This window comes from Streptomyces sp. NPDC088785 (genome assembly GCF_044750685.1).
In the GTDB taxonomy this organism is placed as follows: Bacteria; Actinomycetota; Actinomycetes; order Streptomycetales; family Streptomycetaceae; genus Streptomyces.
Genome location: NZ_JBIVKH010000001.1, coordinates 861,835 through 888,603 on the forward strand (window position 1 = coordinate 861,835; position 26,769 = coordinate 888,603).

General features: G+C 71.2%; 22 protein-coding genes. 3 read left to right on the plus strand and 19 right to left on the minus strand.

The annotated features are described in order from the left end of the window. Positions 1 to 3: 3 nt before the first annotated feature. From recQ to ACIP5K_RS04020, 15 genes are all read right to left on the minus strand, one after another. Positions 4 to 1,932, minus strand: a complete 1,929-nt coding sequence (recQ, locus tag ACIP5K_RS03950) for a DNA helicase RecQ (protein WP_401404620.1) — start codon at positions 1,930 to 1,932, stop codon at positions 4 to 6. A gap of 161 nt (positions 1,933 to 2,093) precedes the next feature. Continuing rightward, positions 2,094 to 3,743, minus strand: coding sequence for an NADH-quinone oxidoreductase subunit NuoN (gene nuoN / locus ACIP5K_RS03955; protein WP_401404622.1), 1,650 nt, complete (start codon positions 3,741 to 3,743; stop codon positions 2,094 to 2,096). An 8-nt stretch (positions 3,744 to 3,751) separates the two neighbouring features. After that, entirely contained in the window at positions 3,752 to 5,326 is a 1,575-nt protein-coding gene (locus ACIP5K_RS03960; protein ID WP_401404624.1) for an NADH-quinone oxidoreductase subunit M, read from the minus strand. A 5-nt stretch (positions 5,327 to 5,331) separates the two neighbouring features. Further along, positions 5,332 to 7,227 carry an NADH-quinone oxidoreductase subunit L gene (gene nuoL / locus ACIP5K_RS03965; protein WP_401404626.1) on the minus strand — a complete coding sequence of 632 codons (1,896 nt, stop codon included), beginning with the start codon at positions 7,225 to 7,227 and terminating at the stop codon, positions 5,332 to 5,334. 15 nt (positions 7,228 to 7,242) lie between these two features. Further along, positions 7,243 to 7,542: an NADH-quinone oxidoreductase subunit NuoK gene (gene nuoK, locus ACIP5K_RS03970; protein ID WP_111663767.1), complete on the minus strand. Its 300-nt coding sequence runs from the start codon at positions 7,540 to 7,542 to the stop codon at positions 7,243 to 7,245. Beyond that, positions 7,539 to 8,369, minus strand: coding sequence for an NADH-quinone oxidoreductase subunit J (locus ACIP5K_RS03975; RefSeq protein ID WP_401404629.1), 831 nt, complete (start codon positions 8,367 to 8,369; stop codon positions 7,539 to 7,541). Before ACIP5K_RS03975 ends, nuoK begins: the two co-directional genes overlap by 4 nt. After that, the gene (nuoI, locus tag ACIP5K_RS03980) at positions 8,366 to 8,986 is read right to left on the minus strand and encodes an NADH-quinone oxidoreductase subunit NuoI (RefSeq protein ID WP_401404631.1); all 621 of its coding nucleotides are present in this window, start codon (positions 8,984 to 8,986) and stop codon (positions 8,366 to 8,368) included. The genes ACIP5K_RS03975 and nuoI overlap by 4 nt, the downstream gene beginning before the upstream one ends. Then, complete coding sequence (gene nuoH, locus ACIP5K_RS03985) at positions 8,979 to 10,358, minus strand: NADH-quinone oxidoreductase subunit NuoH (RefSeq protein WP_401405267.1); 1,380 nt, start codon at positions 10,356 to 10,358, stop codon at positions 8,979 to 8,981. The genes nuoI and nuoH overlap by 8 nt, the downstream gene beginning before the upstream one ends. An 11-nt stretch (positions 10,359 to 10,369) precedes the next feature. Beyond that, the gene (locus ACIP5K_RS03990; protein ID WP_401404633.1) at positions 10,370 to 12,892 is read right to left on the minus strand and encodes an NADH-quinone oxidoreductase subunit G; all 2,523 of its coding nucleotides are present in this window, start codon (positions 12,890 to 12,892) and stop codon (positions 10,370 to 10,372) included. Next, the gene (gene nuoF / locus ACIP5K_RS03995) at positions 12,889 to 14,259 is read right to left on the minus strand and encodes an NADH-quinone oxidoreductase subunit NuoF (protein WP_401404635.1); all 1,371 of its coding nucleotides are present in this window, start codon (positions 14,257 to 14,259) and stop codon (positions 12,889 to 12,891) included. Before nuoF ends, ACIP5K_RS03990 begins: the two co-directional genes overlap by 4 nt. Then, a complete protein-coding gene (gene nuoE, locus ACIP5K_RS04000) occupies positions 14,256 to 15,140 on the minus strand; it encodes an NADH-quinone oxidoreductase subunit NuoE (protein ID WP_401404637.1) in 885 nt (294 codons plus the stop codon). Before nuoE ends, nuoF begins: the two co-directional genes overlap by 4 nt. Further along, positions 15,137 to 16,459 carry an NADH-quinone oxidoreductase subunit D gene (locus ACIP5K_RS04005; protein ID WP_401404639.1) on the minus strand — a complete coding sequence of 441 codons (1,323 nt, stop codon included), beginning with the start codon at positions 16,457 to 16,459 and terminating at the stop codon, positions 15,137 to 15,139. The genes nuoE and ACIP5K_RS04005 overlap by 4 nt, the downstream gene beginning before the upstream one ends. Continuing rightward, entirely contained in the window at positions 16,456 to 17,196 is a 741-nt protein-coding gene (locus tag ACIP5K_RS04010) for an NADH-quinone oxidoreductase subunit C (protein ID WP_401404641.1), read from the minus strand. Before ACIP5K_RS04010 ends, ACIP5K_RS04005 begins: the two co-directional genes overlap by 4 nt. After that, on the minus strand, positions 17,193 to 17,747 hold the full coding sequence (locus tag ACIP5K_RS04015) for an NADH-quinone oxidoreductase subunit B family protein (protein WP_010041554.1): 555 nt from the start codon (positions 17,745 to 17,747) through the stop codon (positions 17,193 to 17,195). The genes ACIP5K_RS04010 and ACIP5K_RS04015 overlap by 4 nt, the downstream gene beginning before the upstream one ends. 34 nt (positions 17,748 to 17,781) lie before the next feature. Continuing rightward, positions 17,782 to 18,141: an NADH-quinone oxidoreductase subunit A gene (locus ACIP5K_RS04020; RefSeq protein ID WP_007383963.1), complete on the minus strand. Its 360-nt coding sequence runs from the start codon at positions 18,139 to 18,141 to the stop codon at positions 17,782 to 17,784. 694 nt (positions 18,142 to 18,835) lie between these two features. Between ACIP5K_RS04020 and ACIP5K_RS04025 the strand changes: the two genes are divergently transcribed. Beyond that, positions 18,836 to 19,660: a C40 family peptidase gene (locus tag ACIP5K_RS04025; RefSeq protein WP_401404644.1), complete on the plus strand. Its 825-nt coding sequence runs from the start codon at positions 18,836 to 18,838 to the stop codon at positions 19,658 to 19,660. Positions 19,661 to 19,753: 93 nt separating this feature from the next. Here ACIP5K_RS04025 and ACIP5K_RS04030 read toward each other — a convergent pair whose 3' ends face one another. The 3 genes from ACIP5K_RS04030 to ACIP5K_RS04040 all read right to left on the minus strand — a co-directional run bounded on the left by ACIP5K_RS04030 (position 19,754) and on the right by ACIP5K_RS04040 (position 23,252). Further along, positions 19,754 to 21,454, minus strand: a complete 1,701-nt coding sequence (locus ACIP5K_RS04030) for a hypothetical protein (protein ID WP_401404646.1) — start codon at positions 21,452 to 21,454, stop codon at positions 19,754 to 19,756. Between the two features lie 129 nt (positions 21,455 to 21,583). Next, a complete protein-coding gene (locus ACIP5K_RS04035; RefSeq protein WP_401404648.1) occupies positions 21,584 to 21,910 on the minus strand; it encodes a putative quinol monooxygenase in 327 nt (108 codons plus the stop codon). Between the two features lie 46 nt (positions 21,911 to 21,956). Continuing rightward, positions 21,957 to 23,252: a geranylgeranyl reductase family protein gene (locus tag ACIP5K_RS04040; RefSeq protein ID WP_401404650.1), complete on the minus strand. Its 1,296-nt coding sequence runs from the start codon at positions 23,250 to 23,252 to the stop codon at positions 21,957 to 21,959. 96 nt (positions 23,253 to 23,348) lie between these two features. Between ACIP5K_RS04040 and ACIP5K_RS04045 the strand changes: the two genes are divergently transcribed. Next, complete coding sequence (locus ACIP5K_RS04045; RefSeq protein WP_401404652.1) at positions 23,349 to 23,858, plus strand: GNAT family N-acetyltransferase; 510 nt, start codon at positions 23,349 to 23,351, stop codon at positions 23,856 to 23,858. Between the two features lie 116 nt (positions 23,859 to 23,974). After that, entirely contained in the window at positions 23,975 to 24,301 is a 327-nt protein-coding gene (locus tag ACIP5K_RS04050; RefSeq protein ID WP_401404654.1) for a PASTA domain-containing protein, read from the plus strand. Here the strand turns inward: ACIP5K_RS04050 and ACIP5K_RS04055 are convergent. Continuing rightward, positions 24,285 to 26,714, minus strand: a complete 2,430-nt coding sequence (locus ACIP5K_RS04055) for a zinc ribbon domain-containing protein (protein ID WP_401404656.1) — start codon at positions 26,712 to 26,714, stop codon at positions 24,285 to 24,287. The two genes, ACIP5K_RS04050 and ACIP5K_RS04055, sit on opposite strands and share 17 nt — an antisense overlap. Between the last annotated feature and the right edge of the window lie 55 nt (positions 26,715 to 26,769).

A 26,769-nucleotide genomic window follows, 5' to 3' on the forward strand; every position in this document is an offset into this window, starting at 1 on the left:
GGCTCACCAGTCGACGTCCTCCGGCTCCGGCTCCGGCCCGAAGTCGGGCTCGGGACCGGGGTCGAACTCCGGCGCCCGCTCGACGGACTCCCCGCCGTCGAGCCCGGCGAGGACCTCCAGCACTCCCGGCCCCCAGGTCGCCAGCTTCTTCTCGCCGACCCCGCCGAGCGTCCCCAGCTGCCCGAGCGAGGTGGGCCGCTGAAGCGCGATCTCCCGGAGCGTGGCGTCATGGAAGATCACATACGCCGGCACCCCGTTCTCCTTGGCCTGGGCGGCGCGCCAGGACCGCAGCGCCTCGAAGACGGGCAGCAGCTCGGCGGGCAGGTCGGCGGCGACGGTCTTGGCCTTGCGCTCCCGGGAGGCCGACCGGGAAGCGGCCGGCCGCGGCGCCTCCTTGCGCAGCCGCACCTCCCGCTCCCGCCCGAGGACGCTCCCGCTCTCCTCGGTGAGCACGAGCGTGCCGAACTCGCCCTCGACCGCGATGAGCCCCTGCGCGAGCAACTGCCGCACCACGCCCCGCCACTCGTTCTCGCTCAGCTCCTCGCCGATACCGAAGACGGACAGCTGGTCGTGGTCGAACTGGATGACCTTGGCGGAGCGCTTGCCGAGCAGGATGTCGATGATCTGGCCCGCGCCGAACTTCTGCCGCCGCTCCCGGTCGAGCCGCACCACGGTGGACAGGATCTTCTGCGCGGCGACCGTGCCGTCCCAGGTCTCGGGCGGCGTCAGGCAGGTGTCGCAGTTGCCGCAGGCCGTCGCGGCCTCCTGGCCGAAGTACGTCAGGAGCTGGGCCCGCCGGCACTGGGCCGTCTCGCAGAGCGCCAGCATCGAGTCGAGGTGGGAGGCGGCCCGGCGGCGGAACGCCTCGTCGCCCTCTCCCATGTTGATCAGCTTGCGCTGCTGCACGACGTCCTGGAGCCCGTACGCCATCCAGGCCGTCGACGCGAGTCCGTCGCGGCCCGCGCGGCCGGTCTCCTGGTAGTACCCCTCGACGGACTTCGGGAGGTCGAGGTGGGCCACGAACCGCACGTCGGGCTTGTCGATGCCCATGCCGAACGCGATGGTCGCGCAGACCACCAGCCCCTCCTCGCGCAGGAAGCGGGACTGGTGCGCCGCGCGGGTGCCCGCGTCGAGGCCCGCGTGGTACGGCACCGCCTCGATCCCGTTCCTGCTGAGGAACTCGGCGGTGGCCTCCACGGACTTGCGCGACAGGCAGTACACGATGCCCGCGTCGCCCTCGTGCTCCTGCTTGAGGAAGGTCAGCAGCTGCTTCTTCGGCTCGGCCTTGGGCACGATCCGGTACTGGATGTTGGGCCGGTCGAAGCTGGCGACGAAGTGCCGGGCCCGCGGCATGCCGAGGCGCTGGGTGATCTCCTGGTGCGTGGCGTGCGTCGCGGTGGCGGTGAGCGCGATCCGCGGCACGTCGGGCCACCGCTCCCCCAGCACGGACAGGGACAGGTAGTCCGGCCGGAAGTCGTGGCCCCACTGCGCCACGCAGTGCGCCTCGTCGATCGCGAAGACGGAGATCTTGCCGCGGGAGAGCAGATCGAGGGTGCTGTCGAGCCGCAGCCGCTCCGGGGCGAGGTAGATCACGTCCAGCTCGCCGGCGAGGAACTCGGCCTCGACGGTGCGCCGCTCGGCGAAGTCCTGCGTCGAGTTCATGAACCCGGCGCGCACGCCGAGCGCCCGCAGCGCGTCCACCTGGTCCTGCATGAGCGCGATCAGCGGCGAGACGACGACACCCGTGCCGGGTCTGACCATGGCCGGGATCTGGTAGCAGAGCGACTTGCCGCCGCCGGTGGGCATCAGGACGACGGCGTCGCCGCCCGCCACGACGTGCTCGATGATCGCTTCCTGCTCACCGCGGAATGCGTCGTACCCGAAGACGCGGTGGAGCGTGGCCAGCGCCTCGCTCTCCGTCACCTCACTCATACCCTCTGTCCCGTCCGTCGTCCGACTGCTCCCGCAACGATAGGGGCCGGGGCCGACAACCCGGAAAGTTATCCACAGGTCCGGCGGTCCCGGCCGCCACGCAGAGGTGCCCGGCGCCCCTCCCAGGGCGCCGGGCACCGGCTCGGGCGTGCGCGGGGGCGCTACCGCACGAAGACTCCGGCCTGGCTCGCCAGGTCCAGGAAGTACTGCGGCGCGAGCCCCAGCACGACGGTGACGGCCACGCCCACCGCGATGGTCGTCATGGTCAGCGGCGACGGCACGGCCACGGTCGGCCCGTCCGCCTTCGGCTCGCTGAAGAACATGAGGACGATCACCCGGATGTAGAAGAACGCGGCGATCGCCGAGGAGATCACACCGACCACGACCAGCGCGCCCGCGCCGCCCTCGGCCGCCGCCTTGAACACGGCGAACTTCCCGGCGAAGCCCGAGGTGAGCGGGATCCCGGCGAAGGCCAGCAGGAACACGGCGAAGACCGCCGCGACCAGCGGCGAGCGCCGGCCGAGCCCGGCCCACTTCGACAGGTGCGTCGCCTCGCCGCCCGCGTCGCGCACCAGCGTCACCACGGCGAAGGCGCCGATGGTCACGAACGAGTACGCGGCCAGGTAGAACAGCACCGACGAGACGCCCTCGGGCGTCGTCGCGATCACGCCGGCCAGGATGAACCCGGCGTGCGCGATGGACGAATACGCGAGGAGCCGCTTGATGTCCGTCTGGGTGATCGCGACGATCGCGCCGGCGAGCATCGTGACGATGGCGACGGCCCACATGACCGGCCGCCAGTCCCAGCGCAGGCCGGGCAGGACCACGTACAGCAGGCGCAGCAGCGCGCCGAAGGCGGCCACCTTGGTCGCCGCCGCCATGAAGCCGGTGACGGGCGTGGGGGCGCCCTGGTAGACGTCCGGCGTCCACATGTGGAAGGGGACGGCGCCGACCTTGAACAGCAGGCCCATGACGACGAGCGCGACGCCGATCAGCAGCAGCGCGTCGTTGCCCATGGTGTCGGCGAGGGCCGGGTCGATGTTGGTGACCGTGCCGTCGACGACGGCGGCGACCTTGGCGTACGAGACCGAGCCCGCGTAGCCGTAGAGCAGCGCGATGCCGAACAGGGTGAACGCGGACGCGAAGGCGCCGAGCAGGAAGTACTTGACCGCGGCCTCCTGCGACACGATCCGCTTGCGGCGGGCCAGTGCGCACAGCAGGTACAGCGGGAGCGAGAAGACCTCCAGGGCGATGAAGAGCGTCAGCAGGTCGTTCGCCGCGGGGAAGACGAGCATGCCGGCGATCGCGAAGAGCGCGAGCGGGAACACCTCGGTGGTGGTGAACCCGGCCCTGGTGGCGGCCTGTTCGCTCTCGCTGCCCGGGACGGACGCGGCCTGCGCGGCGAAGGAGTCGACGCGGTTGCCGTGCGCCTCGGGGTCGAGCCGCCGCTCGGCGAATGTGAAGATCGAGACGAGCCCGGCCAGCAGGATGGTGCCCTGGAGGAAGAGGGCGGGGCCGTCGACGGCGATCGCGCCCATGGCCGCGATGTGCGCCTTGGTCGTCCCGTACCCGCCGGCGGCGAGGCCGACGACGGCCGCGAAGGCCGCCGCGAGGGCCACGACGGAGAGGAACACCTGGACGTAGTAACGGGATGTGCGCGGCACGAACGCCTCGACCAGGATCCCCAGGACGGCGGCGCCGAGGACGATCAGGGTCGGGGACAACTGCCCGTATTCGATCTTCGGGGCGTCGATCTTGGAGATCGGGTCGGCCGCCGTTGTCCACAGGCTGTGGACGACTGGAGCACTCATCAGGGAACTCACTTGTGGGCCGCCTCCACTTCCGGCTTCGGGTCCTTCTTGTGGACGTCGGACAGGGTGTGCTTGACCGCCGGGTTCACCAGCTCGGTCAGCGGCTTCGGGTAGACGCCCAGGAAGATCAGTACGGCGATCAGCGGGACGACGACGGTCAGTTCGCGCGCCTTCAGGTCGGCGATGCCCGCGTTCGACGGCTTCACCGGGCCCGTCATGGTGCGCTGGTAGAGGACCAGCGTGTAGAGCGCGGCGAGCACGATGCCGACGGTGGCGATGATGCCGACCACCGGGTAGCGCGAGAACGTGCCGACCAGCACCAGGAACTCACTCACGAACGGCGCCAGGCCCGGCAGCGAGAGCGTCGCCAGGCCGCCGATCAGGAAGGTGCCGGCGAGCACCGGGGCGACCTTCTGCACACCGCCGTAGTCGGCGATGAGCCGCGAGCCGCGCCGCGAGATCAGGAACCCGGCGACCAGCATCAGCGCGGCGGTGGAGATGCCGTGGTTGACCATGTAGAGCGTCGCGCCGGACTGGCCCTGGCTGGTCATCGCGAAGATGCCCAGGATGATGAAGCCGAAGTGGGAGATCGACGCGTAGGCGACCAGCCGCTTGATGTCCCGCTGGCCGACCGCGAGCAGCGCGCCGTAGACGATGCTGATGAGCGCCAGGACGAGGATCGCCGGCGTCGCCCACTTGCTGGCCTCCGGGAACAGCTGGAGGCAGAAGCGGAGCATCGCGAACGTGCCGACCTTGTCGACCACGGCCGTGATCAGCACGGCGACCGGGGCCGTGGCCTCGCCCATCGCGTTCGGCAGCCAGGTGTGCAGCGGCCACAGCGGGGCCTTCACCGCGAAGGCGAAGAAGAAGCCGAGGAAGAGCAGTCGCTCGGTGCTGGTCGCCATGTCGAGCGAGCCGCTCGCGCGGGCCTCGGCGATCTCCGAGAGGGAGAAGCTGCCGGCGACCACGTACAGCCCGATGACGGCCGCCAGCATGATGAGGCCGCCGACCAGGTTGTAGAGGAGGAACTTGACGGCGGCGTACGAGCGTTGGGTCGCCGCCTCCTTCTCGCCGTGCGGGCCCGCCCGGTCCCCGAAGCCGCCGATGAGGAAGTACATCGGGATGAGCATGGCTTCGAAGAAGATGTAGAAGAGGAAGACGTCGGTGGCCTCGAAGGAGATGATCACCATCGCCTCGACCAGCAGGATCAGCGCGAAGAAGCCCTGCGTCGGCCGCCACCTGGTGTTCCCGGTCTCCAGCGGGTCCGCGTCGTTCCACCCCGCGAGGATGACGAACGGGATCAGCAGCGCGGTCAGCGCGATGAGCGCCAGCCCGATGCCGTCCACGCCCAGCTCGTAGCGGACGCCGAAGTCCCGGATCCAGGAGTGCGATTCGGTCAGTTGGTAGCGGGCGCCCGACGGGTCGAAGCGCACCGCGACCACCGCCGCGACCGCCAGTGTCGCGAGCGAGAACAGCAGCGCGAGCCACTTGGCCGCCGTGCGCCGCTTCGCCGGTACGGCGGCCGTGGCGATGGCGCCCACGGCCGGCAGTACCGCCGTCGCTGTCAGCAGAGGAAAGGACATCGGTATCAGACCGCCCTCATCAGCAGGGTCGCCGCGACGATGACCGCCGCACCGCCGAACATCGAGACGGCGTACGAGCGCACGTAGCCGTTCTGGAGCTTGCGGAGCCGGCCGGAGAGGCCGCCCACCGAAGCCGCCGTGCCGTTCACCACTCCGTCGACCAGGGTGTGGTCGACGTAGACCAGGGAGCGCGTGAGGTGCTCGCCGCCGCGGACCAGGACGACATGGTTGAAGTCGTCCTGGAGCAGGTCCCGGCGGGCCGCCCGGGTGAGCAGCGAGCCGCGCGGGGCGACGACCGGCACCTCCCGGCGTCCGTACAGCGCCCAGGCCAGGCCCACACCGATCACCAGGCAGACCATGGTGGCGCCGGTGACGACGCCCGCGCTGATCGGCGCGTCCCCGTGGTCGTGGCCGGTGACCGGCTCCAGCCAGTGCAGGAAGCGGTCGCCGAGGGAGAAGAAGCCGCCGGCGAAGACCGAGCCGACCGCGAGCACGATCATCGGGATCGTCATGGACGACGGCGACTCGTGCGGGTGCGGCTCGTGGCCCTCCGCGTCGGGCTGCCAGCGCTTCTCGCCGAAGAAGGTCATGATCATCACGCGGGTCATGTAGAACGCGGTGACGGCCGCGCCGACGAGGGCCACCGAGCCGAGGATCCAGCCCTCGGTGCCGCCCTTCGCGAACGCCGCCTCGATGATCTTGTCCTTGGAGAAGAAGCCGGACAGGCCGGGGAAGCCGATGATGGCCAGGTATCCCAGGCCGAACGTCACGAAGGTGACCGGCATGTACTTGCGCAGCGCGCCGTACTTGCGCATGTCCACCTCGTCGTTCATGCCGTGCATGACCGAACCGGCGCCGAGGAAGAGCCCCGCCTTGAAGAAGCCGTGGGTCACCAGGTGCATGATCGCGAAGACGTAGCCGATGGGGCCGAGTCCCGCCGCGAGGATCATGTAGCCGATCTGCGACATCGTCGAACCGGCCAGCGCCTTCTTGATGTCGTCCTTCGCGCAACCGACGATCGCACCGAACAGCAGCGTCACGGCGCCGACGATGGTGACGACGAGCTGGGCGTCCGGCGCGCCGTTGAAGATCGCGCCGGAGCGGACGATCAGGTAGACGCCGGCGGTGACCATGGTCGCCGCGTGGATGAGGGCCGAGACCGGGGTCGGGCCCTCCATCGCGTCCCCGAGCCAGGACTGCAACGGCACCTGCGCCGACTTGCCGCACGCGGCGAGCAGCAGCATCAGGCCGATCGCGGTCAGCTTCCCCTCGGAGGTGTCGCCCGCGGCGTCGAGCACCGGCTCGAAGGCGAACGTCCCGAACGTCGTGAACATCAGCATGATCGCGATGGACAGACCCATGTCACCGACGCGGTTGACGAGGAACGCCTTCTTGGCGGCCGTGGCCGCGCTGGGCTTGTGCTGCCAGAAGCCGATGAGCAGGTAGGAGGCGAGGCCCACACCCTCCCAGCCGACGTACAGCAGCAGGTAGTTGTCGGCGAGGACCAGCAGGAGCATCGCCGCGAGGAACAGGTTCAGGTAGCCGAAGAAGCGGCGGCGCCGCTCGTCGTGCTCCATGTACCCGATGGAGTAGATGTGGATGAGCGTGCCCACGCCGGAGATCAGCAGGACGAACGTCATCGACAGCTGGTCCAGCTGGAAGGCGACGTCCGCCTGGAAGCCCTCGACCGGGATCCAGCTGAACAGGTGCTGGCCGAGCGTGCGGTCCTCCGCGCCCCGGCCGAGCAGATCGGAGAAGAGCACGACCGCGAGCGCGAAGGAGGCGGCCGCGAGCACCGTGCCGAGCAGATGACCCACCCGGTCCAGGGCCCGCCCGCCGCACAGCAGGACGGCCGCTCCGAGCAGTGGCGCCGCGACGAGCAGCGCAATCAGGTTGTTCATGGTGTCCCTGACCCCTTACAGCTTCATCAGGCTGGCGTCGTCGACCGAGGCCGAGTGGCGGGAACGGAACAGCGACACGATGATCGCGAGCCCCACGACGACCTCCGCGGCGGCGACGACCATCGTGAAGAAGGCGATGATCTGGCCGTCCAGATTGCCGTGCATCCGGGAGAACGCGACGAACGCGAGGTTGCACGCGTTCAGCATCAGCTCGATGCACATGAACACGACGATCGCGTTCCGCCTGATGAGGACGCCGGTGGCGCCGATGGTGAACAACAGGCAGGCGAGATACAGATAGTTGACCGGATTCACTTCGCCGCCTCCTCCGCGGTCCTGTCGCCGTCGGTGCGCTCCAGCCGCTCCGCCGACCGCTGCTCCAGGGCCTTCAGGTCGCTGAGCGCCTCGCCGGAGACGTCCCGGATCTGGCCGCGCCGGCGCAGCGTCTGCATGACCGTCAGCTCCGAGGGGGTGCCGTCGGGCAGCAGGCCCGCGATGTCCACGGCGTTGTGCCGGGCGTAGACACCCGGGGCGGGCAGCGGCGGGAGGTGCTTGCCCTCGCGCACGCGCTGCTCGGCCAGCTCCCGCTGGGTCTTGGCCCGCTCGGTGCGCTCGCGGTGCGTGAGCACCATCGCGCCGATCGTGGCGGTGATCAGCAGGGCGCCGGTGATCTCGAACGCGAAGACGTACTTGGTGAAGATGAGGGTGGCCAGGCCCTCCACGTTCCCGTTCGCATTCGCCTTGCCCAGGCCGGTGAACTGCGTCAGCGACGCGTTCGCGACGCCCGCGACCAGCAGGATGCCGAAGCCGAGACCGCACACGGCGGCGAGCCAGCGCTGCCCCTTGATGGTCTCCTTCAGGGAGTCGGCGGCGGTGACGCCGACCAGCATGACCACGAAGAGGAACAGCATCATGATCGCGCCCGTGTAGACGACGATCTGGACGATGCCGAGGAAGTACGCCCCGTTGGCCAGGTAGAAGACCGCCAGGATGATCATGGTTCCGGCCAGGCACAGGGCGCTGTGCACGGCCTTGCGCATCAGGATCGTGCACAGCGCGCCGAGCACGGCGACCGTGCCGAGGACCCAGAACTGGAAGGCCTCGCCGGTGGAGGTGGAGTACGCGGCGAGCTGGGCGCTCATGCCTCCACCCCCTTGATCGTCACGGACCCGGCGGGCTTCTCGCCCTTGGAGACGGCGGTCTGCCGCTCGGTGCCGGGGGCGGCCTCGGTGACCAGGCCCCGGTAGTAGTCCTGCTCGTCCATGCCCGGGTAGATCGCGTGCGGGCTGTCGACCATGGTGTCGTCCAGGCCGGCGAGCAGCTGCTCCTTGGTGTAGATCAGGTTGGCCCGGCTGCTGTCCGCGAGCTCGAACTCGTTCGTCATCGTGAGCGCGCGGGTGGGGCACGCCTCGATGCACAGGCCGCACAGGATGCAGCGGGCGTAGTTGATCTGGTAGACGCGGCCGTACCGCTCGCCCGGGGAGTAGCGCTCCTCCTCGGTGTTGTCCGCGCCCTCCACGTAGATGGCGTCCGCCGGGCAGGCCCAGGCGCACAGCTCGCAGCCGACGCACTTCTCCAGGCCGTCCGGATGGCGGTTGAGCTGGTGCCTGCCGTGGAAGCGGGGAGCGGTGGTCTTCTGCTGCTCCGGATACTGCTCGGTCAGCCGCTTCTTGAACATGGCCTTGAAGGTCACACCGAAGCCGGCGACCGGGTTCATGAACCCGGGGCTGGTGTCCTTCTCGTTCGTCTCGTCAGCCATCGGACGCCTCCTTTCCGTCACGAGCGTCGCGGGGTCCGTCACTCGCAGTATCGGGTCCGCCACTGACAATCAACTCCCGCTCATGGCGCGGGCGTCGGCGCGGGACGGGCGGCAGGGCCTGTCCGGGCAGCGGTGGGACGGGGAATCCGCCCGCCATCGGGTCGAAGGCCGCGGGCTCCTCGGCCGCGCCGCCCTCGGAGGACTGCTTGGCGCCCCGGTCGCGGAAGATGTCGACGACGAACGACAGCAGCAGGAGCACGAGGATGCCGCCGCCGACGTACAGGGCGATGTCGGCGAAGTCGTAGTTCTCGTTGCGCAGCGTGCGCACGGTCGCCACCAGCATCAGCCAGACCACGGAGACCGGGATGAGGACCTTCCAGCCGAGCTTCATCAGCTGGTCGTAGCGCACGCGCGGGAGCGTGCCGCGCAGCCAGATGAAGAAGAACAGCAGCAGCTGGACCTTGATGACGAACCAGAGCATCGGCCACCAGCCGTGGTTCGCGCCCTCCCAGAACGTCGAGACGGGCCACGGTGCGCGCCAGCCGCCGAGGAACAGCGTCACCGACACCGCGGAGACCGTCACCATGTTCACGTACTCGGCGAGCATGAACATCGCGAACTTGATGGACGAATACTCGGTGTTGAAGCCGCCGACGAGGTCGCCCTCGGACTCCGGCATGTCGAACGGGGCGCGGTTGGTCTCGCCGACCATCGTCACGATGTAGATGAGGAACGACACGGGCAGCAGCACGATGTACCAGCGGTCGTGCTGCTGGGCGACGATCTCCGAGGTCGACATCGACCCCGAGTACAGGAACACCGAGGCGAACGCGGCGCCCATCGCGATCTCGTAGGAGATCATCTGCGCGCAGGACCGCAGACCGCCCAGGAGCGGGTACGTCGACCCGGAGGACCAGCCGGCGAGCACGATGCCGTAGATGCCGACGGAGGCGACCGCGAGGATGTAGAGCATCGCGATCGGCAGGTCGGTGAGCTGCATCGTCGTACGGTGGCCGAAGATCGAGATCTCGTTGCCGGCCGGGCCGAACGGGATGACGGCGATCGCCATGAACGCGGGGATCGCGGCGACGACCGGCGCCAGCACGTAGACGACCTTGTCGGCGCGCTTGACGATCAGGTCTTCCTTCAGCATCAGCTTGATGCCGTCGGCGAGCGACTGGAGCATGCCCCAGGGGCCGTGCCGGTTCGGGCCGATGCGCAGCTGCATCCAGGCGACGACCTTGCGCTCCCACACGATGGAGAACAGCACGGTCACCATCAGGAAGGCGAAGCAGAAGACCGCCTTGACGACGACCAGCCACCACGGGTCGCGGCCGAACATCGACAGGTCCTCGAGCGCGAGCGGGCTCAGCGCCATGGGGCTCATGACTGCACCTCCGGGGCCGCGGCGACGGCCGGGCCGATCTTCACGAGGTCGCCGGGGACCGCACCGGTGTCCGAAGCGACGCCCCCGCCGACGGAGTTGAGCGGCAGCCAGACGACCCGGTCGGGCATCTCCGTGATCCGCAGGGGGAGGGTGACGCTGCCGGCGGAGCCGGTGACGGCCAGCGCGGCGCCGTCCGTGACGCCCGCCTCGGCGGCCGTCGCGGCCGACACGCGCGCGTGGGCGGCGTGCCGGGTCCCGGCGAGCGCGTCGTCGCCGTCCTGGAGGCGGCCCTGGTCCAGCAGCAGCCGGTGCCCGGCGAGGACGGCCTCGCCGGCGGCGGGCCGCGGCAGGACCACGCCGGTCTCCAGGGGCTCGGTGGCGTGCGGGCCGTCCCAGTGGCCGAGCCGGTCCAGCTCGGCACGCGCGGTGCGCAGGTCGGGCAGCCCGAGGTGGACGTCCATGGCGTCCGCCAGCATCTGGAGGACGCGCCCGTCGGTCGGGGCGACCCGGCGCGTCATCTGGTCCGGCTTGAGCGCGGCCTCGAACATCCGGGCCCGGCCCTCCCAGTTGAGGAAGGTGCCCGCCTTCTCGGCGACCGCGGCCACCGGCAGGACGACGTCGGCGTGGTCGGTGACCTCGCTGGGCCGCTGCTCCAGGGAGACCAGGAAACCGACCTCGTGAAGCGCTTCACGCGCGCGAGCCGGGTCCGGCAGGTCGGCGATCTCGACGCCCGCGACCAGCAGCGCCCGCAGCTCGCCCGTGGTGGCGGCCTCCACGATCTGACCGGTGTCGCGGCCGTAGCGGTGCGGGAGTTCGGCCACCCGCCAGGCGGAGGCCACCTCCTCCCGCGCGCGCGGGTCGGTCGCCGGACGGCCGCCGGGCAGCAGCGAGGGGATCGCGCCCGCCTCGACGGCGCCGCGCTCACCGGCCCGCCGCGGGACCCACACCAGGGCGGCGCCGGTCGCGGCGGCGGCCCGGACGGCCGCGGTCAGCCCGCCGGCGACGGCCGCGAGCCGCTCACCGACGACGATCACGGCGCCCTCGGCGCGCAGCGCCTCGCCCGCCGCCGCTCCCCCGGCCTCCAGGCCGACACCGGACGACAGCGCGTCCAGCCACTCGGTCTCGGTGCCGGGCGCGGCGGGCAGCAGCGTGCCGCCGGCCTTCTCCAGGCCGCGCGTGCCGTGCGTGGCCAGCGACCAGATCTTCTGGCCGTGCCCGCGCCAGGCCTTGCGGAGCTTGAGGAAGACGCCGGGCGCCTCCTCCTCCGACTCGAAGCCGACGAGGAGCACGGCCGGGGCCTTCTCCAGCTTCGTGTACGTGACGCCGGTGCCGTCCAGGTCGCGCCCGCGACCCGCGACCCGGGCCGCCAGGAAGTCGGCCTCCTCGCTGCTGTGCACGCGCGCGCGGAAGTCGATGTCGTTCGTGTCGAGGGCCACCCGCGCGAACTTGCTGTACGCGTAGGCGTCCTCCACGGTGAGCCGGCCGCCGGTGAGGACACCGGTCCTGCCGCGCCCGGCGGTCAGCCCGCGGGCCGCCGCCTCCAGCGCCTCCGGCCAGGATGCGGGCCGCAGTTCACCGGACTCCGCGTCCCGCACCAGGGGCGTCGTCAGCCGGTCCGGCTTCTGCGCGTACCGGAAGCCGAAGCGGCCCTTGTCGCAGATCCACTCCTCGTTGACCTCCGGGTCGTTGGCCGCGAGGCGGCGCATGACCTTGCCGCGCCGGTGGTCGGTGCGGGTCGCGCAGCCGCTGGAGCAGTGCTCGCACACGCTCGGCGAGGAGATGAGGTCGAAGGGCCGCGAGCGGAAGCGGTACGCCGCCGAGGTCAGCGCGCCGACCGGGCAGATCTGGATGGTGTTCCCGGAGAAGTACGACTCGAAGGGGTCGCCCTCGCCGGTGCCGACCTGCTGGAGCGCGCCGCGCTCGATCAGCTCGATCATCGGGTCGCCCGCGATCTGGTTGGAGAACCGGGTGCAGCGCGCGCACAGCACGCACCGCTCGCGGTCGAGCAGCACCTGGGTGGAGATCGGCACCGGCTTCTCGTAGGTGCGCTTCCTGCCCTCGAAGCGGGAGTCGGACTGGCCGTGCGACATGGCCTGGTTCTGGAGCGGGCACTCGCCGCCCTTGTCGCAGACCGGGCAGTCCAGGGGGTGGTTGATGAGCAGCAGCTCCATGACCCCGCGCTGCGCCTTCTCGGCGACCGGGGAGGAGAGCTGGCTCTTGACCACCATGCCGTCGGTGCAGGTGATCGTGCAGGACGCCATCGGCTTGCGCTGGCCCTCCACCTCCACGATGCACTGGCGGCAGGCGCCGGCCGGGTCCAGGAGCGGGTGGTCGCAGAACCGGGGGATCTCGATGCCCAGCAACTCGGCGGCGCGGATGACCAGGGTGCCCTTGGGGACGCTGATCCCGATGCCGTCGATGGTGAGGGAGACGAGGTCCTCCGGCGGAACGGCCGCCTCGCCGCCCCCGGAGGGGCGTCGGCCCGTGGCGGAGCCACCTGAGGAATCGAGTACGGTCACGCGGTCACCTCCGTGCGGTGCTGGTCGGTCCGGTCGGCCCAGACGGTCGAGCGGGCCGGGTCGAAGGGGCAGCCCTTGCCCGTGATGTGCTGCTCGTACTCGTCGCGGAAGTACTTGAGCGAGGAGAAGATCGGCGAGGCGGCGCCGTCGCCGAGGGCGCAGAACGACTTGCCGTTGATGTTGTCGGCGATGTCGTTCAGCTTGTCGAGGTCGCCCGCCGAGCCCTTGCCGGCCTCGATGTCGCGGAGCAGCTGCACGAGCCAGTACGTGCCCTCGCGGCAGGGCGTGCACTTGCCGCAGGACTCGTGGGCGTAGAACTCGGTCCAGCGGGTCACCGCGCGCACGACGCAGGTCGTCTCGTCGAAGCACTGGAGCGCCTTGGTGCCGAGCATCGAGCCGGCGGCGCCGACGCCCTCGTAGTCGAGGGGGACGTCGAGGTGCTCCTCGGTGAACATCGGGGTGGAACTGCCGCCGGGGGTCCAGAACTTCAGCCGGTGGCCGGGCCGCATGCCGCCGCTCATGTCGAGGAGCTGGCGCAGCGTGATGCCGAGCGGTGCCTCGAACTGGCCGGGGTTGGCGACGTGGCCGCTGAGCGAGTAGAGCGTGAAGCCCGCGGACTTCTCGCTCCCCATCGACTTGAACCAGTCCTTGCCGCGATTCAGGATCGCGGGAACCGACGCGATGGACTCGACGTTGTTCACCACGGTGGGGCATGCGTACAGGCCCGCGACGGCGGGGAAGGGAGGACGCAGTCGCGGCTGGCCGCGCCGGCCTTCGAGGGAGTCCAGGAGCGCGGTCTCCTCGCCGCAGATGTACGCGCCGGCGCCCGCGTGCACGGTGAGTTCGAGGTTGAGCCCGGTGCCGAGGATGTCCTGCCCGAGGAAGCCCGCCGCGTACGCCTCGCGGACGGCCTCGTGCAGCCGCCGCAGCACGGGGACGACTTCGCCGCGCAGGTAGATGAAGGCGTGCTCGGAGCGGATCGCGTAGCAGGCGATCACGATGCCCTCGATGAGGCTGTGCGGGTTGGCGAAGAGGAGGGGGATGTCCTTGCAGGTCCCGGGCTCCGACTCGTCGGCGTTGACGACGAGGTAGTGCGGCTTGCCGTCCCCCTGGGGGATGAACTGCCACTTCATCCCGGTGGGGAATCCGGCGCCGCCGCGTCCGCGCAGCCCCGAGTCCTTCACGTAGGCGATGAGGTCGTCCGGCGACATGGCGAGGGCCTTGCGCAGTCCCTCGTAGCCCTCGTGGCGGCGGTACACGTCCAGGGACCAGGACCTGTCCTCGTCCCAGAAGGCCGACAGGACCGGAGCGAGCAGCTTCTCCGGGCTGGCGTCGTGGTCGTTGACTTCGGCGGCCAAGGTCATCACTCCCCCTCCTCGGCGGTCGGCCCCGCGGGGTGTTCGGGGTCGGAGGCCGATGTGTCCTGCGGCGCGTCGTGCGAGCTGAGGTGCTCGCCGGGCGACGGCTCGTGCGGCGCTTCGGTGTCGCGGGGTTCCGGGTCGCGGGACCCGGTCCGCGGGTGGACGACGCGGGCGGGCGGTGTCTCGCCCTTGGCCAGGCGCAGTCCGATCAGGGAGGCCGGGCCGGCGCTGCCGCTCGCCTCGACGGCGCCCTCGCGCTCGTCGGGGAAGCCGGCCAGGATGCGGGCCGTCTCCTTGAAGGTGCACAGCGGCGCGCCGCGGGTGGGCGAGACCTCCACGCCCGTGCGCAGGTCGTCGACGAGGCGCTTGGCGGACTCGGGCGTCTGGTTGTCGAAGAACTCCCAGTTGACCATCATCACGGGAGCGAAATCACAAGCGGCGTTGCACTCGATGTGCTCCAGCGTGATCTTGCCGTCGTCCGTGGTGCCGTTGTTGCCGACGCCGAGGTGCTCCTGGAGCGTCTCGAAGATGGCGTCGCCGCCCATGACGGCGCACAGCGTGTTGGTGCAGACGCCGACCTGGTAGTCGCCGCTCGGCTTCCTGCGGTACATCGTGTAGAAGGTCGCCACGGCCGTCACCTCGGCGGTGGTCAGGCCGAGCACGTCCGCGCAGAACTGCATGCCGGTCCGCGTGACGTGCCCCTCCTCCGACTGCACGAGGTGCAGCAGCGGCAGCAGGGCGGAGCGGGAGCCGGGGTAGCGGGCGACGATCTCCTTCGCGTCCGCCTCCAGGCGGGTCCGGACGTCGTCCGGGTAGCCGGGGGCGGGCAGCGCGGGCATGCCCAGGCTGACGCCCTGGCCCGCCGGATCCGTAGAACTGGTGGTCACCGGTCGACGCCTCCCATCACGGGGTCGATGGACGCGACCGCGACGATGACGTCGGCGACCTGGCCGCCTTCGCACATCGCGGCCATCGCCTGAAGGTTGGTGAAGGACGGGTCGCGGAAGTGGACCCGGAACGGGCGGGTGCCGCCGTCGGACACGGCGTGCACGCCCAGCTCGCCCTTGGGCGACTCCACGGCGGTGTACGCCTGTCCCGGCGGGACGCGGAAGCCCTCGGTCACCAGCTTGAAGTGGTGGATGAGGGCCTCCATGGAGGTGCCCATGATGTTCTTGATGTGGTCGAGCGAGTTGCCGAGTCCGTCCGGGCCGAGGGCCAGTTGGGCGGGCCAGGCGATCTTCTTGTCGCCGACCATGACCGGGCCCGGCTCCAGGCGGTCCAGGCACTGCTCGACGATGCGCAGCGACTGGCGCATCTCCTCCAGGCGGACCAGGAAGCGTCCGTAGGAGTCGCAGGTGTCGGCGGTCGGGATCTCGAAGTCGTACGTGTCGTAGCCGCAGTACGGCTGCGCCTTGCGCAGGTCGTGCGGCAGGCCGGCCGAGCGCAGGATCGGGCCGGTCGCGCCGAGGGCCATGCAGCCGGCCAGGTCGAGGTAGCCGACGTCCTGCATGCGGGCCTTGAAGATGGGGTTCCCGGTGGCGAGCTTGTCGTACTCGGGGAGGTTCTTCTTCATCTTCTTGACGAACTCGCGCAGCTGGTCCACCGCGCCGGGCGGCAGGTCCTGGGCGAGGCCGCCGGGCCGGACGTACGCGTGGTTCATGCGCAGGCCGGTGATCAACTCGAAGATGTCGAGAATGAGTTCACGATCGCGGAAGCCGTAGATCATGATCGTCGTCGCGCCGAGTTCCATGCCGCCTGTGGCGATGCAGACCAGGTGCGAGGACATCCGGTTCAGCTCCATGAGGAGCACGCGGATGATCGAGGCCCGGTCCGGGATCTCGTCCTCGATGCCGAGGAGCTTCTCGACGGCGAGGCAGTAGGCCGCCTCGTTGTAGAACGGCGTCAGGTAGTCCATGCGGGTCACGAACGTGGTGCCCTGCGTCCACGTGCGGTACTCGAGGTTCTTCTCGATGCCGGTGTGCAGGTAGCCGATGCCGCAGCGGGCCTCGGTGACCGTCTCGCCGTCGATCTCCAGGATCAGCCGGAGCACGCCGTGCGTGGACGGGTGCTGGGGGCCCATGTTGACGATGATGCGCTCGTCGTCGGACGTGGCCGCCGACTGGACGACCTCGTCCCAGTCGCCACCGGTGACCGTGTAGACGGTGCCCTCGGTGGTCTCGCGCGGGGTTGCCTGGGGTGTGGTCACGAGTACGACCTCCGCTGGTCCGGAGCCGGGATCTGGGCGCCCTTGTACTCGACGGCGATGCCGCCGAGGGGGTAGTCCTTGCGCTGCGGGAAGCCCTGCCAGTCGTCCGGCATCATGATCCGCGTCAGCGCGGGGTGGCCGTCGAAGACGATGCCGAAGAAGTCGTACGCCTCGCGCTCGTGCCAGTCGTTCGTGGGATACACGGCGACCAGGGACGGCACGTGCGGGTCCGCGTCGGGCATCGACACCTCCAGGCGGATCAGCCTGTTGTGGGTGATCGACCGCAGGTGGTAGACGGCGTGCAGCTCGCGGCCCTTGTCGCCGGGGTAGTGCACCCCGGAGACGCCCGTGCACAGTTCGAAGCGCAGGGCCGGGTCGTCGCGCAGCGTCCGCGCCACGCGCACCAGGTGCTCGCGCTCGATGTGGAAGGTCAGTTCGCCGCGGTCGACGACCGTGCGGTCGATGGCGTTCTCGGGGACGAGTCCCTGCTCCTCCAGGGCGCCCTCCAGCTCGTCGGCGACCTCGTCGAACCAGCCGCCGTACGGGCGGGTGGCCTCGCCGGGCAGCCGGATCGAGCGGACGAGGCCGCCGTAGCCGGAGGTGTCGCCGCCGTTGTCGGCGCCGAACATGCCGCGCTGGACGCGGATCTCCTCGCCGGTGTCGCCTCGCTGCCCGGGCAGGTTCGAGGCGCTCAGTTCCTTCTCGGGGTTGGCCCCGTCGCTCTGCGCGTCACTCACCGCAGCAGCCCCTTCATCTCGATCGTCGGGAGCGCCTTGAGCGCCGCTTCCTCCGCCTCACGGGCCGCCTCCTCGGCGTTCACGCCGAGCTTGGAGGTCTGGATCTTCTGATGGAGCTTGAGGATCGCGTCCATCAGCATCTCGGGCCGGGGCGGGCAGCCGGGCAGATAGATGTCGACCGGGACGATGTGGTCGACGCCCTGCACGATCGCGTAGTTGTTGAACATGCCGCCGGACGAGGCGCAGACCCCCATGGAGATGACCCACTTGGGGTTGGGCATCTGGTCGTAGACCTGGCGCAGGACGGGCGCCATCTTCTGGCTCACCCGCCCGGCCACGATCATCAGGTCCGCCTGGCGGGGCGATCCGCGGAAGACCTCCATGCCGAACCGCGCCAGGTCGTAGCGGCCCGCGCCCGTCGTCATCATCTCGATGGCGCAGCAGGCGAGGCCGAACGTGGCGGGAAAGACGGACGACTTGCGCACCCATCCCGCGGCCTGTTCGACGGTCGTCAGCAGGAATCCGCTCGGCAGCTTTTCTTCGAGTCCCATTGGTCTGTGGCTCCCGGTCTCCCCTGTGCGGGGCTCAGTCCCATTCCAGGCCGCCGCGCCGCCACACGTACGCGTACGCGACGAAGACGGTGAGCACGAAGAGCAGCATCTCCACGAGCCCGAAAACCCCCAGGGCGTCGAAGGTGACGGCCCAGGGGTAGAGGAAGACGATCTCGATGTCGAAGACGATGAAGAGCATCGCCGTCAGGTAGTACTTGATGGGGAAGCGCCCGCCGCCGGCCGGCGTGGGGGTGGGCTCGATGCCGCACTCGTACGCTTCGAGCTTCGCCCGGTTGTACCGCTTTGGACCGATAAGCGTGGCCATGACCACGGAGAAGATCGCAAAGCCTGCCCCGAGGGCTCCCAGTACGAGGATGGGCGCATACGCGTTCACCGCTCCTCGCTCCTCTCAGTCGGCGCTGACTGCTGGCGGTTGCACGGGCCCGTGCGCCCCGCCCCCCTGCAAACGGTCGAAGATCGCTTACATGTGAAGCAGGTCACAAGCCCAACTTGACCCGCATCCTATGCCTGCTCCTCTGTGATCTGCGACACGGGGTGCGCCAACTACTTTGTGATCTCCACCACCTGACGAAGGATCATGAAGTCGGATGAGCGGTGATCTTCACACTCGAAGCGCCTGAGTGATCACCAGAGGTGACATCTTGGCCGGTTACCCCTGGTCAGAGCGGTGTGTCCACTATCAAGAGCGGGCGGTGGCAGGCAAATTGGCGTTGGACACCCGTGGCTGATAGTGCGCGGCGTTCACACGCCGGAGGGAGGGTGTGGACGGAAGTGGACATCGGGGCCGCCCCCTAGGGGGTTGATGTGACCTGCGTCACGTGCCGCGTAACGCGCCGGAAACCGGGCTTGGCCAACGGCCTCAACCGGTGGTAGGCCCAGGGCAATTCGGGCGTATTACCGAAACCCCATGATCACAGCCTTGATCGACTCTGGCCGATACTGCCCGTATTGCCCGATAAGGCGTCAATGGGGCCTGGCGCGTGAGGGATTCGTGCCCGTCCTTCACAACTGTGGCGCACCACACGTTTCTTGATGGGACCCGTGAAGCCCTGATAGCGGTTGTACCCATGTCCCACACCGCTCACATACCCAGCCACCGGAAGCCCCGTCGCAGCGCCTCGAAGATGGCCCTGCGCGCCGGAGTTACTGGTGGCGTCCTCAGCACCCTGGCAGTGGCCGGTGCGTCGGGTGCGGCCAGCGCTGCCGAGCCCGTGACGCAGACCATCGAACTGCCCACGCTCACCACCGACCTGTCCACGCAGGTCGCCCAGTCCGCGGACGCCACCCAGCAGGCCGCGGCCGACTACCAGCTCCAGGCGGAGCGGGACGAGGCCTTCACCAAGGCCGCGGACCAGGCGAAGAAGGACCAGGCCGAGGCGGAGCAGAAGGCGGCCGCCAAGAAGAAGGCCGCGGCCGCCGCCCGCGCGAAGGCCGAGCGGGAGGCGACCGAGAAGGCCGCCTCGCGCTCCACCGAGCGCACCACCCTCGCCGCCGCCGCCCCCGCCGGCTCCACCGAGACCGCCGCCGCACCCGCCAGCGGCTCCGTGGCCTCCGTCATCAGCTTCCTGAAGGCCCAGGTCGGCGACGCGTACGTCATGGGCGGTACGGGCCCCAGCTCGTGGGACTGCTCGGGCCTCGTCCAGGCCGCGTTCAAGCAGGCCGGTGTCGACCTGCCGCGCACCTCGCAGGCGCAGTCGACGGCCGGCACCTCGGTCTCGCTGTCCAGCGTCCAGGTCGGCGACATCCTGTACTGGGGTGGCGCGGGCTCGGCGTACCACGTCGGTGTCTACATCGGCAACGGCCAGTACCTCGACGCCGCCAACCCCTCCAAGGGCGTCGTCATCCAGGACCTGTCCGGCTACCCGGCGAGCGGCGCGGTCCGCGTCCTCTGAGGATCCAGCACGCACGGCGAAGGCCGCCGCTCCCCTTCCCCGGGGGTGCGGCGGCCTTCGTGCGTCCGCTCACGAGCGCGCGGACGCCCGCCGTCAGGCGGTCCTGCGGCGACGCGTGACGACGACGGCCGCGGCGCCCGCGCCCAGGGCGAGCACGGCGACGCCGCCGACGAGCAGCACGCCGCCCGCACCGGTCAGCGCCAGCCCGCCACCCGGGCCCCGCTCCCCCGAACCCGCCGCGGACGAACCGGAATCACCCGATGTACCAGACGTACCCGACGTATCGGACGAGCCGGACGAGCCCTCGGTGGCGGCGCCCGGCGACGGGCTCGCGGCGGTGCCGCCGTCCGCGGCGCCGCCCGGGCCCTGCCCGTCCCCGGTGCCGTTGAGCACGATCCAGGCGGTGTTGTCGGACGGCTCGGACTCGCGCGGGGTGTCCCCGGCCGGCAGCGTCACCTCGCCCCTGGCGTCCGCCACGACCTCGTCGATCCGCAGTTCGAAGGGGAAGGTCAGCTGCGCGTCCTCCCGCAGGGGCGTGGCAATCCGGCACCGGTAGCCCTTCGCCCCGCCCCCGATCGTGGCGGGGTCGCAGCGGTCCGGCGCCTTGGTGACCCTGGCGCCCTCGGGCACCGCCACGGTGAAGCCGAGCGGCTCGTGGCCGGGGCGCAGCGCGCTGATCCAGCCGGGGCCGTCGTTGCGGAAGCCGATGTCGGCCGTGACCGTGTCGCCCGCCCCGCCCTTCGCCGAGGCGCCGGTGAGCACCAGGTCGTAGGCGCCGGACGTGGGCAGGGATAGCTCGGCGCGGTCCGTGTAGTGCGCCGCCGGGGCGTCGGGGAGTTCCTCCAGGGTGAGCGGGGCGCCGGTGCCCCGCGTGTAGCCGTCCTCGGTGAGCAGCGCCTTCGCCCGGGCCGACGACACCGCGGAGAAGCGGTAGCTGAAGACGTCGTCGAGGGCGAAGCCGGCGGCGCGGACCTTCAGCGGTTCGGCGACGGTGTAGGCGGTGCCCGCCTCGAACCGGCCCGGGACGGTGCAGATCGCGTCGATCCCCCGGTGCGTCAGATCGCCGTCGGTGGTCTCCTTGTAGGCGCAGTTGCCGTAGCGGTCGGGGAGGCTCAGGCCGCGCGAGCCGTGCAGGCGCAGGACCGCGCCGTCGCCGGCCGCTCCTTCGTTGCGGAAGCCGACCGGGGCGCCGTACACGTCGCCGGCCCGGAAGCCCCGGGGCTCGCTCAGCTCGCGGGTGCGGTACTGGGTGCCGCCCACGGTGACGTCGACGGTCAGCGGGGTGAAGGTGACCCCCCGGTCCTCGCCGCGGGTCTCACCGGTGATCCTGATGGAGCCGGAGTCGCCCACGGCGCTGTCGTCGTCGATGTCGAGACGGATGCCGCCGAGCAGGTTGTGCCGTTCCCCCTCGGCGAGTTCGTGGACCTTGCACTCGGCGATCGGCCCGCCGCCGCCGCAGGGCAGCTTCACCGAGGCGACGCCCTTCAGGCCGGTGGCGTCGATCCTGATCCTGAAGTCGCCGTAACGGAGGATCGGGACGAATCCGTTGTCGTCCGGTTCGGGCTCCGTGTCCGTCGTCGCGAGCCGCAGCACGACCTGGGGTTCGGCGGGGCCGCCGTTGTCGCCCCGGAGGGAGAGCTCGACCCTGTCCCGTCCCGTGATGGCCACGGTCATCGGGTCCTCGCCGGTGTCGGCGAGCGCGGGGGCCGCCGTGGCGAGCCCGCCGGCCAGCGCCGCGGCGGCGGCGAGCCCGAGGGCCGCGCGCCACGGGCGCAGGCGGATGTGACGTCTCATCAAGTCTTCCTCGTCGCAGCGAAAAGGGGCGGACCTGGCACGGTCCGCCCCTTTCGACTTCTCCCCCGCGGCGATCGTTGCCCACAGGTTCATCACAAGAGCGTCACAAGCGGTTTCCCGCCCGCCGCGTCACGCCTGCGGCGTCAGCTCCCCCATCGGGCCCCAGCCCTCGTTCGGGATGTCGGCGTTGATGATCTCGGGGGTGCGGGCGATGAGCGGGGCCATCGCGTCGAGGCCGGCCTTGAAGTGGTCGGAGCCGACGTGCGCGGCGCCCGCGTCGGCGTCCCGGAACCCCTCGACGAGGACGAACTGGTTCGGGTCCTCGACCCCGCGCGACCACTCGAAGAAGAGGTTGCCCTCCTCGGCGCGGGTCGCGGCGGTGAACGCGGCGGTCTTCTCCAGCCAGGAGTCGGTGTGCTCGGGGCGGGCGGTGAACTTCACGACGATGAGAATCATGCGTCCAGCCTGCCCCGAGCCGCCCCGCCGGGCAAAAGCGGGCCGGTCAGGCCTTCGGCGCGACCTTGCTCAGCCCGTTGATGATCCGGTCCATGGCGTCGCCGCCCGTCGGGTCGGTGAGGTTCGCCAGCATCTTCAGCGTGAACTTCATCAGCACCGGGTGGGTCAGGCCGCGCTGCGTCGCGATCTTCATGACCTTCGGGTTGCCGATCATCTTCACGAAGGCGCGGCCCAGCGTGTAGTAGCCGCCGTAGGTGTCCTTGAGGACCTTCGGGTAGCGCTGGAGGGCCAGTTCCCGCTGGGCGTCCGTCGCCCGGGCGTGCGCCTGCACGATGACGTCGGCGGCGATCTGCCCGGACTCCATGGCGTACGCGATGCCCTCGCCGTTGAACGGGTTGACGAGGCCGCCCGCGTCACCCACCAGGAGCAGGCCCTTGGTGTAGTGCGGCTGGCGGTTGAAGGCCATCGGGAGGGCGGCGCCGCGGATCGGCATCGTCATGTTCTCCGGGGTGTAGCCCCAGTCCTCCGGCATCGACGCGCACCAGGCCTTGAGGACCTCGCGCCAGTCCAGCTCGCGGAACGCCTTGGAGGAGTTGAGGATGCCGAGGCCCACGTTCGACGTGCCGTCGCCCATGCCGAAGATCCAGCCGTAGCCGGGCAGCAGCCGGTCCTCGCCGGGGCCGCGCTTGTCCCACAGCTCCAGCCAGGACTCCAGGTAGTCGTCGTCGTGGCGCGGCGACGTGAAGTACGTGCGCACGGCGACGCCCATCGGGCGGTCCTCGCGGCGGTGCAGGCCCATCGCCAGCGACAGCCGCGTCGAGTTGCCGTCGGCGGCGACCACCAGCGGGGCGTGGAAGGCGACCTCGCGCTTGTCGTCGCCGAGCTTCGCGTGCACACCGGTGATGCGGCCGGTGCGGTCGTCGACGATCGGGGCGCCGACGTTGCACTGCTCGTACAGGCGCGCCCCCGCCTTCTGCGCCTGCCGTGCGAGCTGCTCGTCGAAGTCGTCGCGCTTGCGCACGAGGCCGTAGTCCGGGTACGAGGCGAGATCCGGCCAGTCCAGCTGGAGCCGGACACCGCCGCCGATGATGCGCAGGCCCTTGTTGCGCAGCCAGCCCGCCTCCTCGGAGATGTCGATGCCCATGGAGACGAGCTGCTTGGTGGCGCGCGGGGTCAGGCCGTCGCCGCACACCTTCTCGCGCGGGAACGCCGTCTTCTCCAGGAGCAGGACGTCCAGGCCCGCCTTGGCGAGGTAGTAGGCGGTCGTCGAACCGGCCGGACCGGCGCCGACCACGATGACGTCCGCGGTGTTCTCGGTGAGGGGCTTGGACTGTTCTGTCACGGCGGGTTCTCCCCAGGTTCGAAAACGGTGTGCCGCGGGGCACGGACATGGGCAGTCTATTCAGCGGTACCGATCACCCAGCCGAAGGGCCAGCCCATGACCCGAACTCTTCCCGCCGTGGATCTGCGCGTCCCCACCCATGAGGACGCCTTCGCCTGGCACCGGGTCTTCGACGACCCGGACGTCATGGAGTTCCTCGGCGGCCGGGCCGCCGCCTCCGAGCTGTCCGTGCACCACGAGGCGACGGCCCGTCAGCGCATGCACGACGCCGAACTGGGCTACTGCCTGTGGTCCCTGGTGAACGGGGAGGGCGAGGTGATGGGCTTCGCGGGCGCCCAGCCGTGGCGGCACCCCTGGGGCCCGGTCGGCGAGATCGAGATCGGCTGGCGGCTCGGGCGCGCGTACTGGGGCAAGGGCTACGCCACCGCGGCGGCGACCACCACGGTCGACCGGCTGCGGGCGTCGGGCGTCGGCAGCGTCGTGGCGATGGTCGACGCCCTCAACACGCGCTCGATCGCGGTGACCCGGCGCCTGGGCATGGAGCTGACCGAGACGTTCGTGACGCCGACGGGCCGTCAGGGACACTGCTTCCGGCTGGCGCTGTAGGGCGCGTCCACGGCCTTCCGGGCGGCGGTGCGGAGGTCTACCCTTCCGGTACCGCATGGGGGGTGACATCTGTGCCGGACACGCCCAGGACACCCGGGACGCCCAGGACACCGGAAGTGCACGTGCCCGCGTTCGTCGGCCTGATGGCCGTCGACGCGCGGGCCACGGCGGCGGCGTACGGGCTGCGGCTGGCCCCCGCGGACCGGCCCGGCCTCGACGAGGCCGCCGTGGACCACGTGGTGCGTCAGTACCCGCCGCCCGGCGTGGAGATCCCCCGGGACGCCGCCGTCACGGTCTGGTTCGACTTCGGGGAGGGCGAGGGCGGCGGCGGGGCGGGCGTGCGCGAGCCCCGCGGTCCGGGACCGCGGGGCGGTGGCATGCGCCGCGAACTGGACGAGCCGGACGCGGTGGCGCCGTGCGCGCCGCTCACTCCGGGGCGGTGAGCCGCCAGGAGTCGAGCCCGATCCGGTAGGTCTCGCCCAGCGTCCCCCAGTCGGCGTCCGCGCCGGTGAGGAAGATGGCGTACTCGGTGCCGTCGGCGGCGATGTACGACTGGTCGATGCCGTGGACCGTGCGCCCGTTCCCGTCCCGGTACGTGTACTCCCAGAGGGCGCCCGACCGGCCCTGGAAGGTGTTCGGCTCCAGCCGGATCCGCTGGTAGCCCGTCTTCTTCGGGTCCGCCTGGAGGTGCTTCTCCAGGTTGAGGAAGTTCCCGTACGAGGTGTAGGGCGCCATCGGAATCACTCCGACGAGGTACCGCTCGCGGTCGGAGCCGCCCGAGTACGTGATCTGGCTGCCGTTCTTGACGCCGGTCCGGCTCCACGCCGCGGGCACCGCGAAGGTGAAGCCCTTCGGGTCGACGACCTGGCGGTAGCCGGCGGGCGCCGCCGCGGGCGCCGTCGCCGACGGCGTGGGCGAGCCCGGCGCGGCGGTCGGGGTGGGGGCCGGTGCCGGGGGCGCCGCGGACGGGGGCCGGTCGGTCCGGGCGGCGACCGGCAGGTCGTCCTTGGCGTCGTCCGCGCCGCCGTCGTCGCGCAGCAGCAGCACCCCGGCGACGGCGCCGCCGCCGATGACGAAGGCGCCCAGCAGGGTGGCGATCCAGACGCTCGCGCGGCCGTGGGCGTCGCGGACGGGCGCGGGCGGCGGCGGGACGGGACGGCCGGCGTACGGGTCGTGGGCGCCCGGCGGCGGGGGCGGCAGGACGGAGCTGGTCCGGGTCGGCGCGTCGGCGAGGTCGCCGACCGGGGGCAGCTCGTGGGCGCCGGTGGCGGCGGCCTGGTCGGCGGCGGGCGGCGCCGTCGCGCCGCCCTCCTCCCCGCCGGGTCCCCGGCCGAGCCCCGCGAGCCGCAGCAGGGAGGGCGCGACGACGACGGCGCCGCCCACCCACAGCAGTCCGAACAGCAGCAGTTCCGTCAGGCCCAGGCCGCCCGTGCCGGTGCGCCCGAGGGCCGAGCCGTCGGTGAGGCCGCCGGAGGTGCGCACCGAGAACCCGCTGACGGCGCCCAGGACGAGCAGCAGGACGACGAAGAGGCCGCCGCCGAGGTACCGCTCGCGCCGGTCCCGCGAGCGCCGCGCGATGAGCACGCCGACCAGCAGCGCGAGCGCCAGCCCGAACGCCAGTACGCCGATGAGCGCGCCGGTCCCGGCGTCGTCCCGCAGCTGTCCCAGGCCGTACGTGTCGTGCTCGTAGCGGCCGCCGCCGAGGCCCGTGCCGCGCAGGTCGATCTCGGCGGGCGCGCCCCATACGAAGCCGAGGCCGGTCAGCGCGAGGTTGGGCAGGTACAGGGCGAGCAGCACGATGCCGGCGACGGCGCCGCCGTCGGTGGCGTCGTCGGTGGTGTCGTCGACGCCGCCGCCGCGTCCGTCGTCGGTGACGATGCCGACGACGAACGCCGCGACGAGCACCAGGGGCAGCACCCAGGCCATCGCCCGGACCGCGGAGCCGAGGGCGCGGCTCACCGCGCGGACGGCCGGGCGCACGGCGAGCCAGCGGGCGATGTCGTCCCGCTGGAACACGGCGACGGTGACGCCCGCGCCGAGCGCCAGGGTGCACAGCGCGACCAGGAACGGCGCCGTGTGGAACGCCACCTGCTGGACCGTGGGCTGCCCGAACAGGCCGAGCACGACCGTCCCCGCCATCGCGAGCAGCCCGACCCGCACGGCGGTCTCCGGGCCGAGGGTGCGGGCGGGCGGCGGCGCCCACGACGCGTCGGGCCGCTGCGCGAGGAGCACACGCGTCCGCAGCATCCGTACGCCGATCAGCAGGGCCACGCACCACAGCACGGGCACCAGCAGCGGGGGCATGAAGAGATCGAGCGAGCCGCTCGCCGACGCGCCGGACGAGGCGCTGTCGAACGGCGCGGAGCCGCCGCCGTCCACCGCGGTCACCTCGAAGGTGCCGCCGAGTCCGTGCATCAGCGCGGTCAGGGCGATCCGCAGCCGGTCGCCGAAGCCGACGAAGTCGTCGGCGTCCGCGCGCTGGCCGTAGCCCGGGACCGCGAGGGCCACGGCCCCGATGAGCAGCAGCCCCACGGGCCACAGCGCGGCCTGCGCGGCGCCGGCCCAGTCACCGCGCAGGGCGCGCCCGAAGAAGGCGCCGAGCGGGGACGGGCCGGTGCGACCCGGGGGCCGGGCGGGCGGCGGCAGCGGGGGTGGCGGGAGCGGTGCGGTGTCCGGGGGGTCGGCCGGCGGCCGGGCCGGGGGTGGCGGGGTGGCCGGTACCGGGGGCAGCGGCTGGTCCAGGGCCGTCGGGGTCGCCGGTGGCGGGAACTGCGGTGAGCGCTCCTTCCCGCATCTCATGCAGAAGCGGGCCTCCACCGGAGCCTCGGCTCCGCAGTGCGGGCAGAACGACATCATGGGGCGCTCCGATCCGTGGACGCATAGGTGCCGCCCCGTCACGAGGCGTCACCAC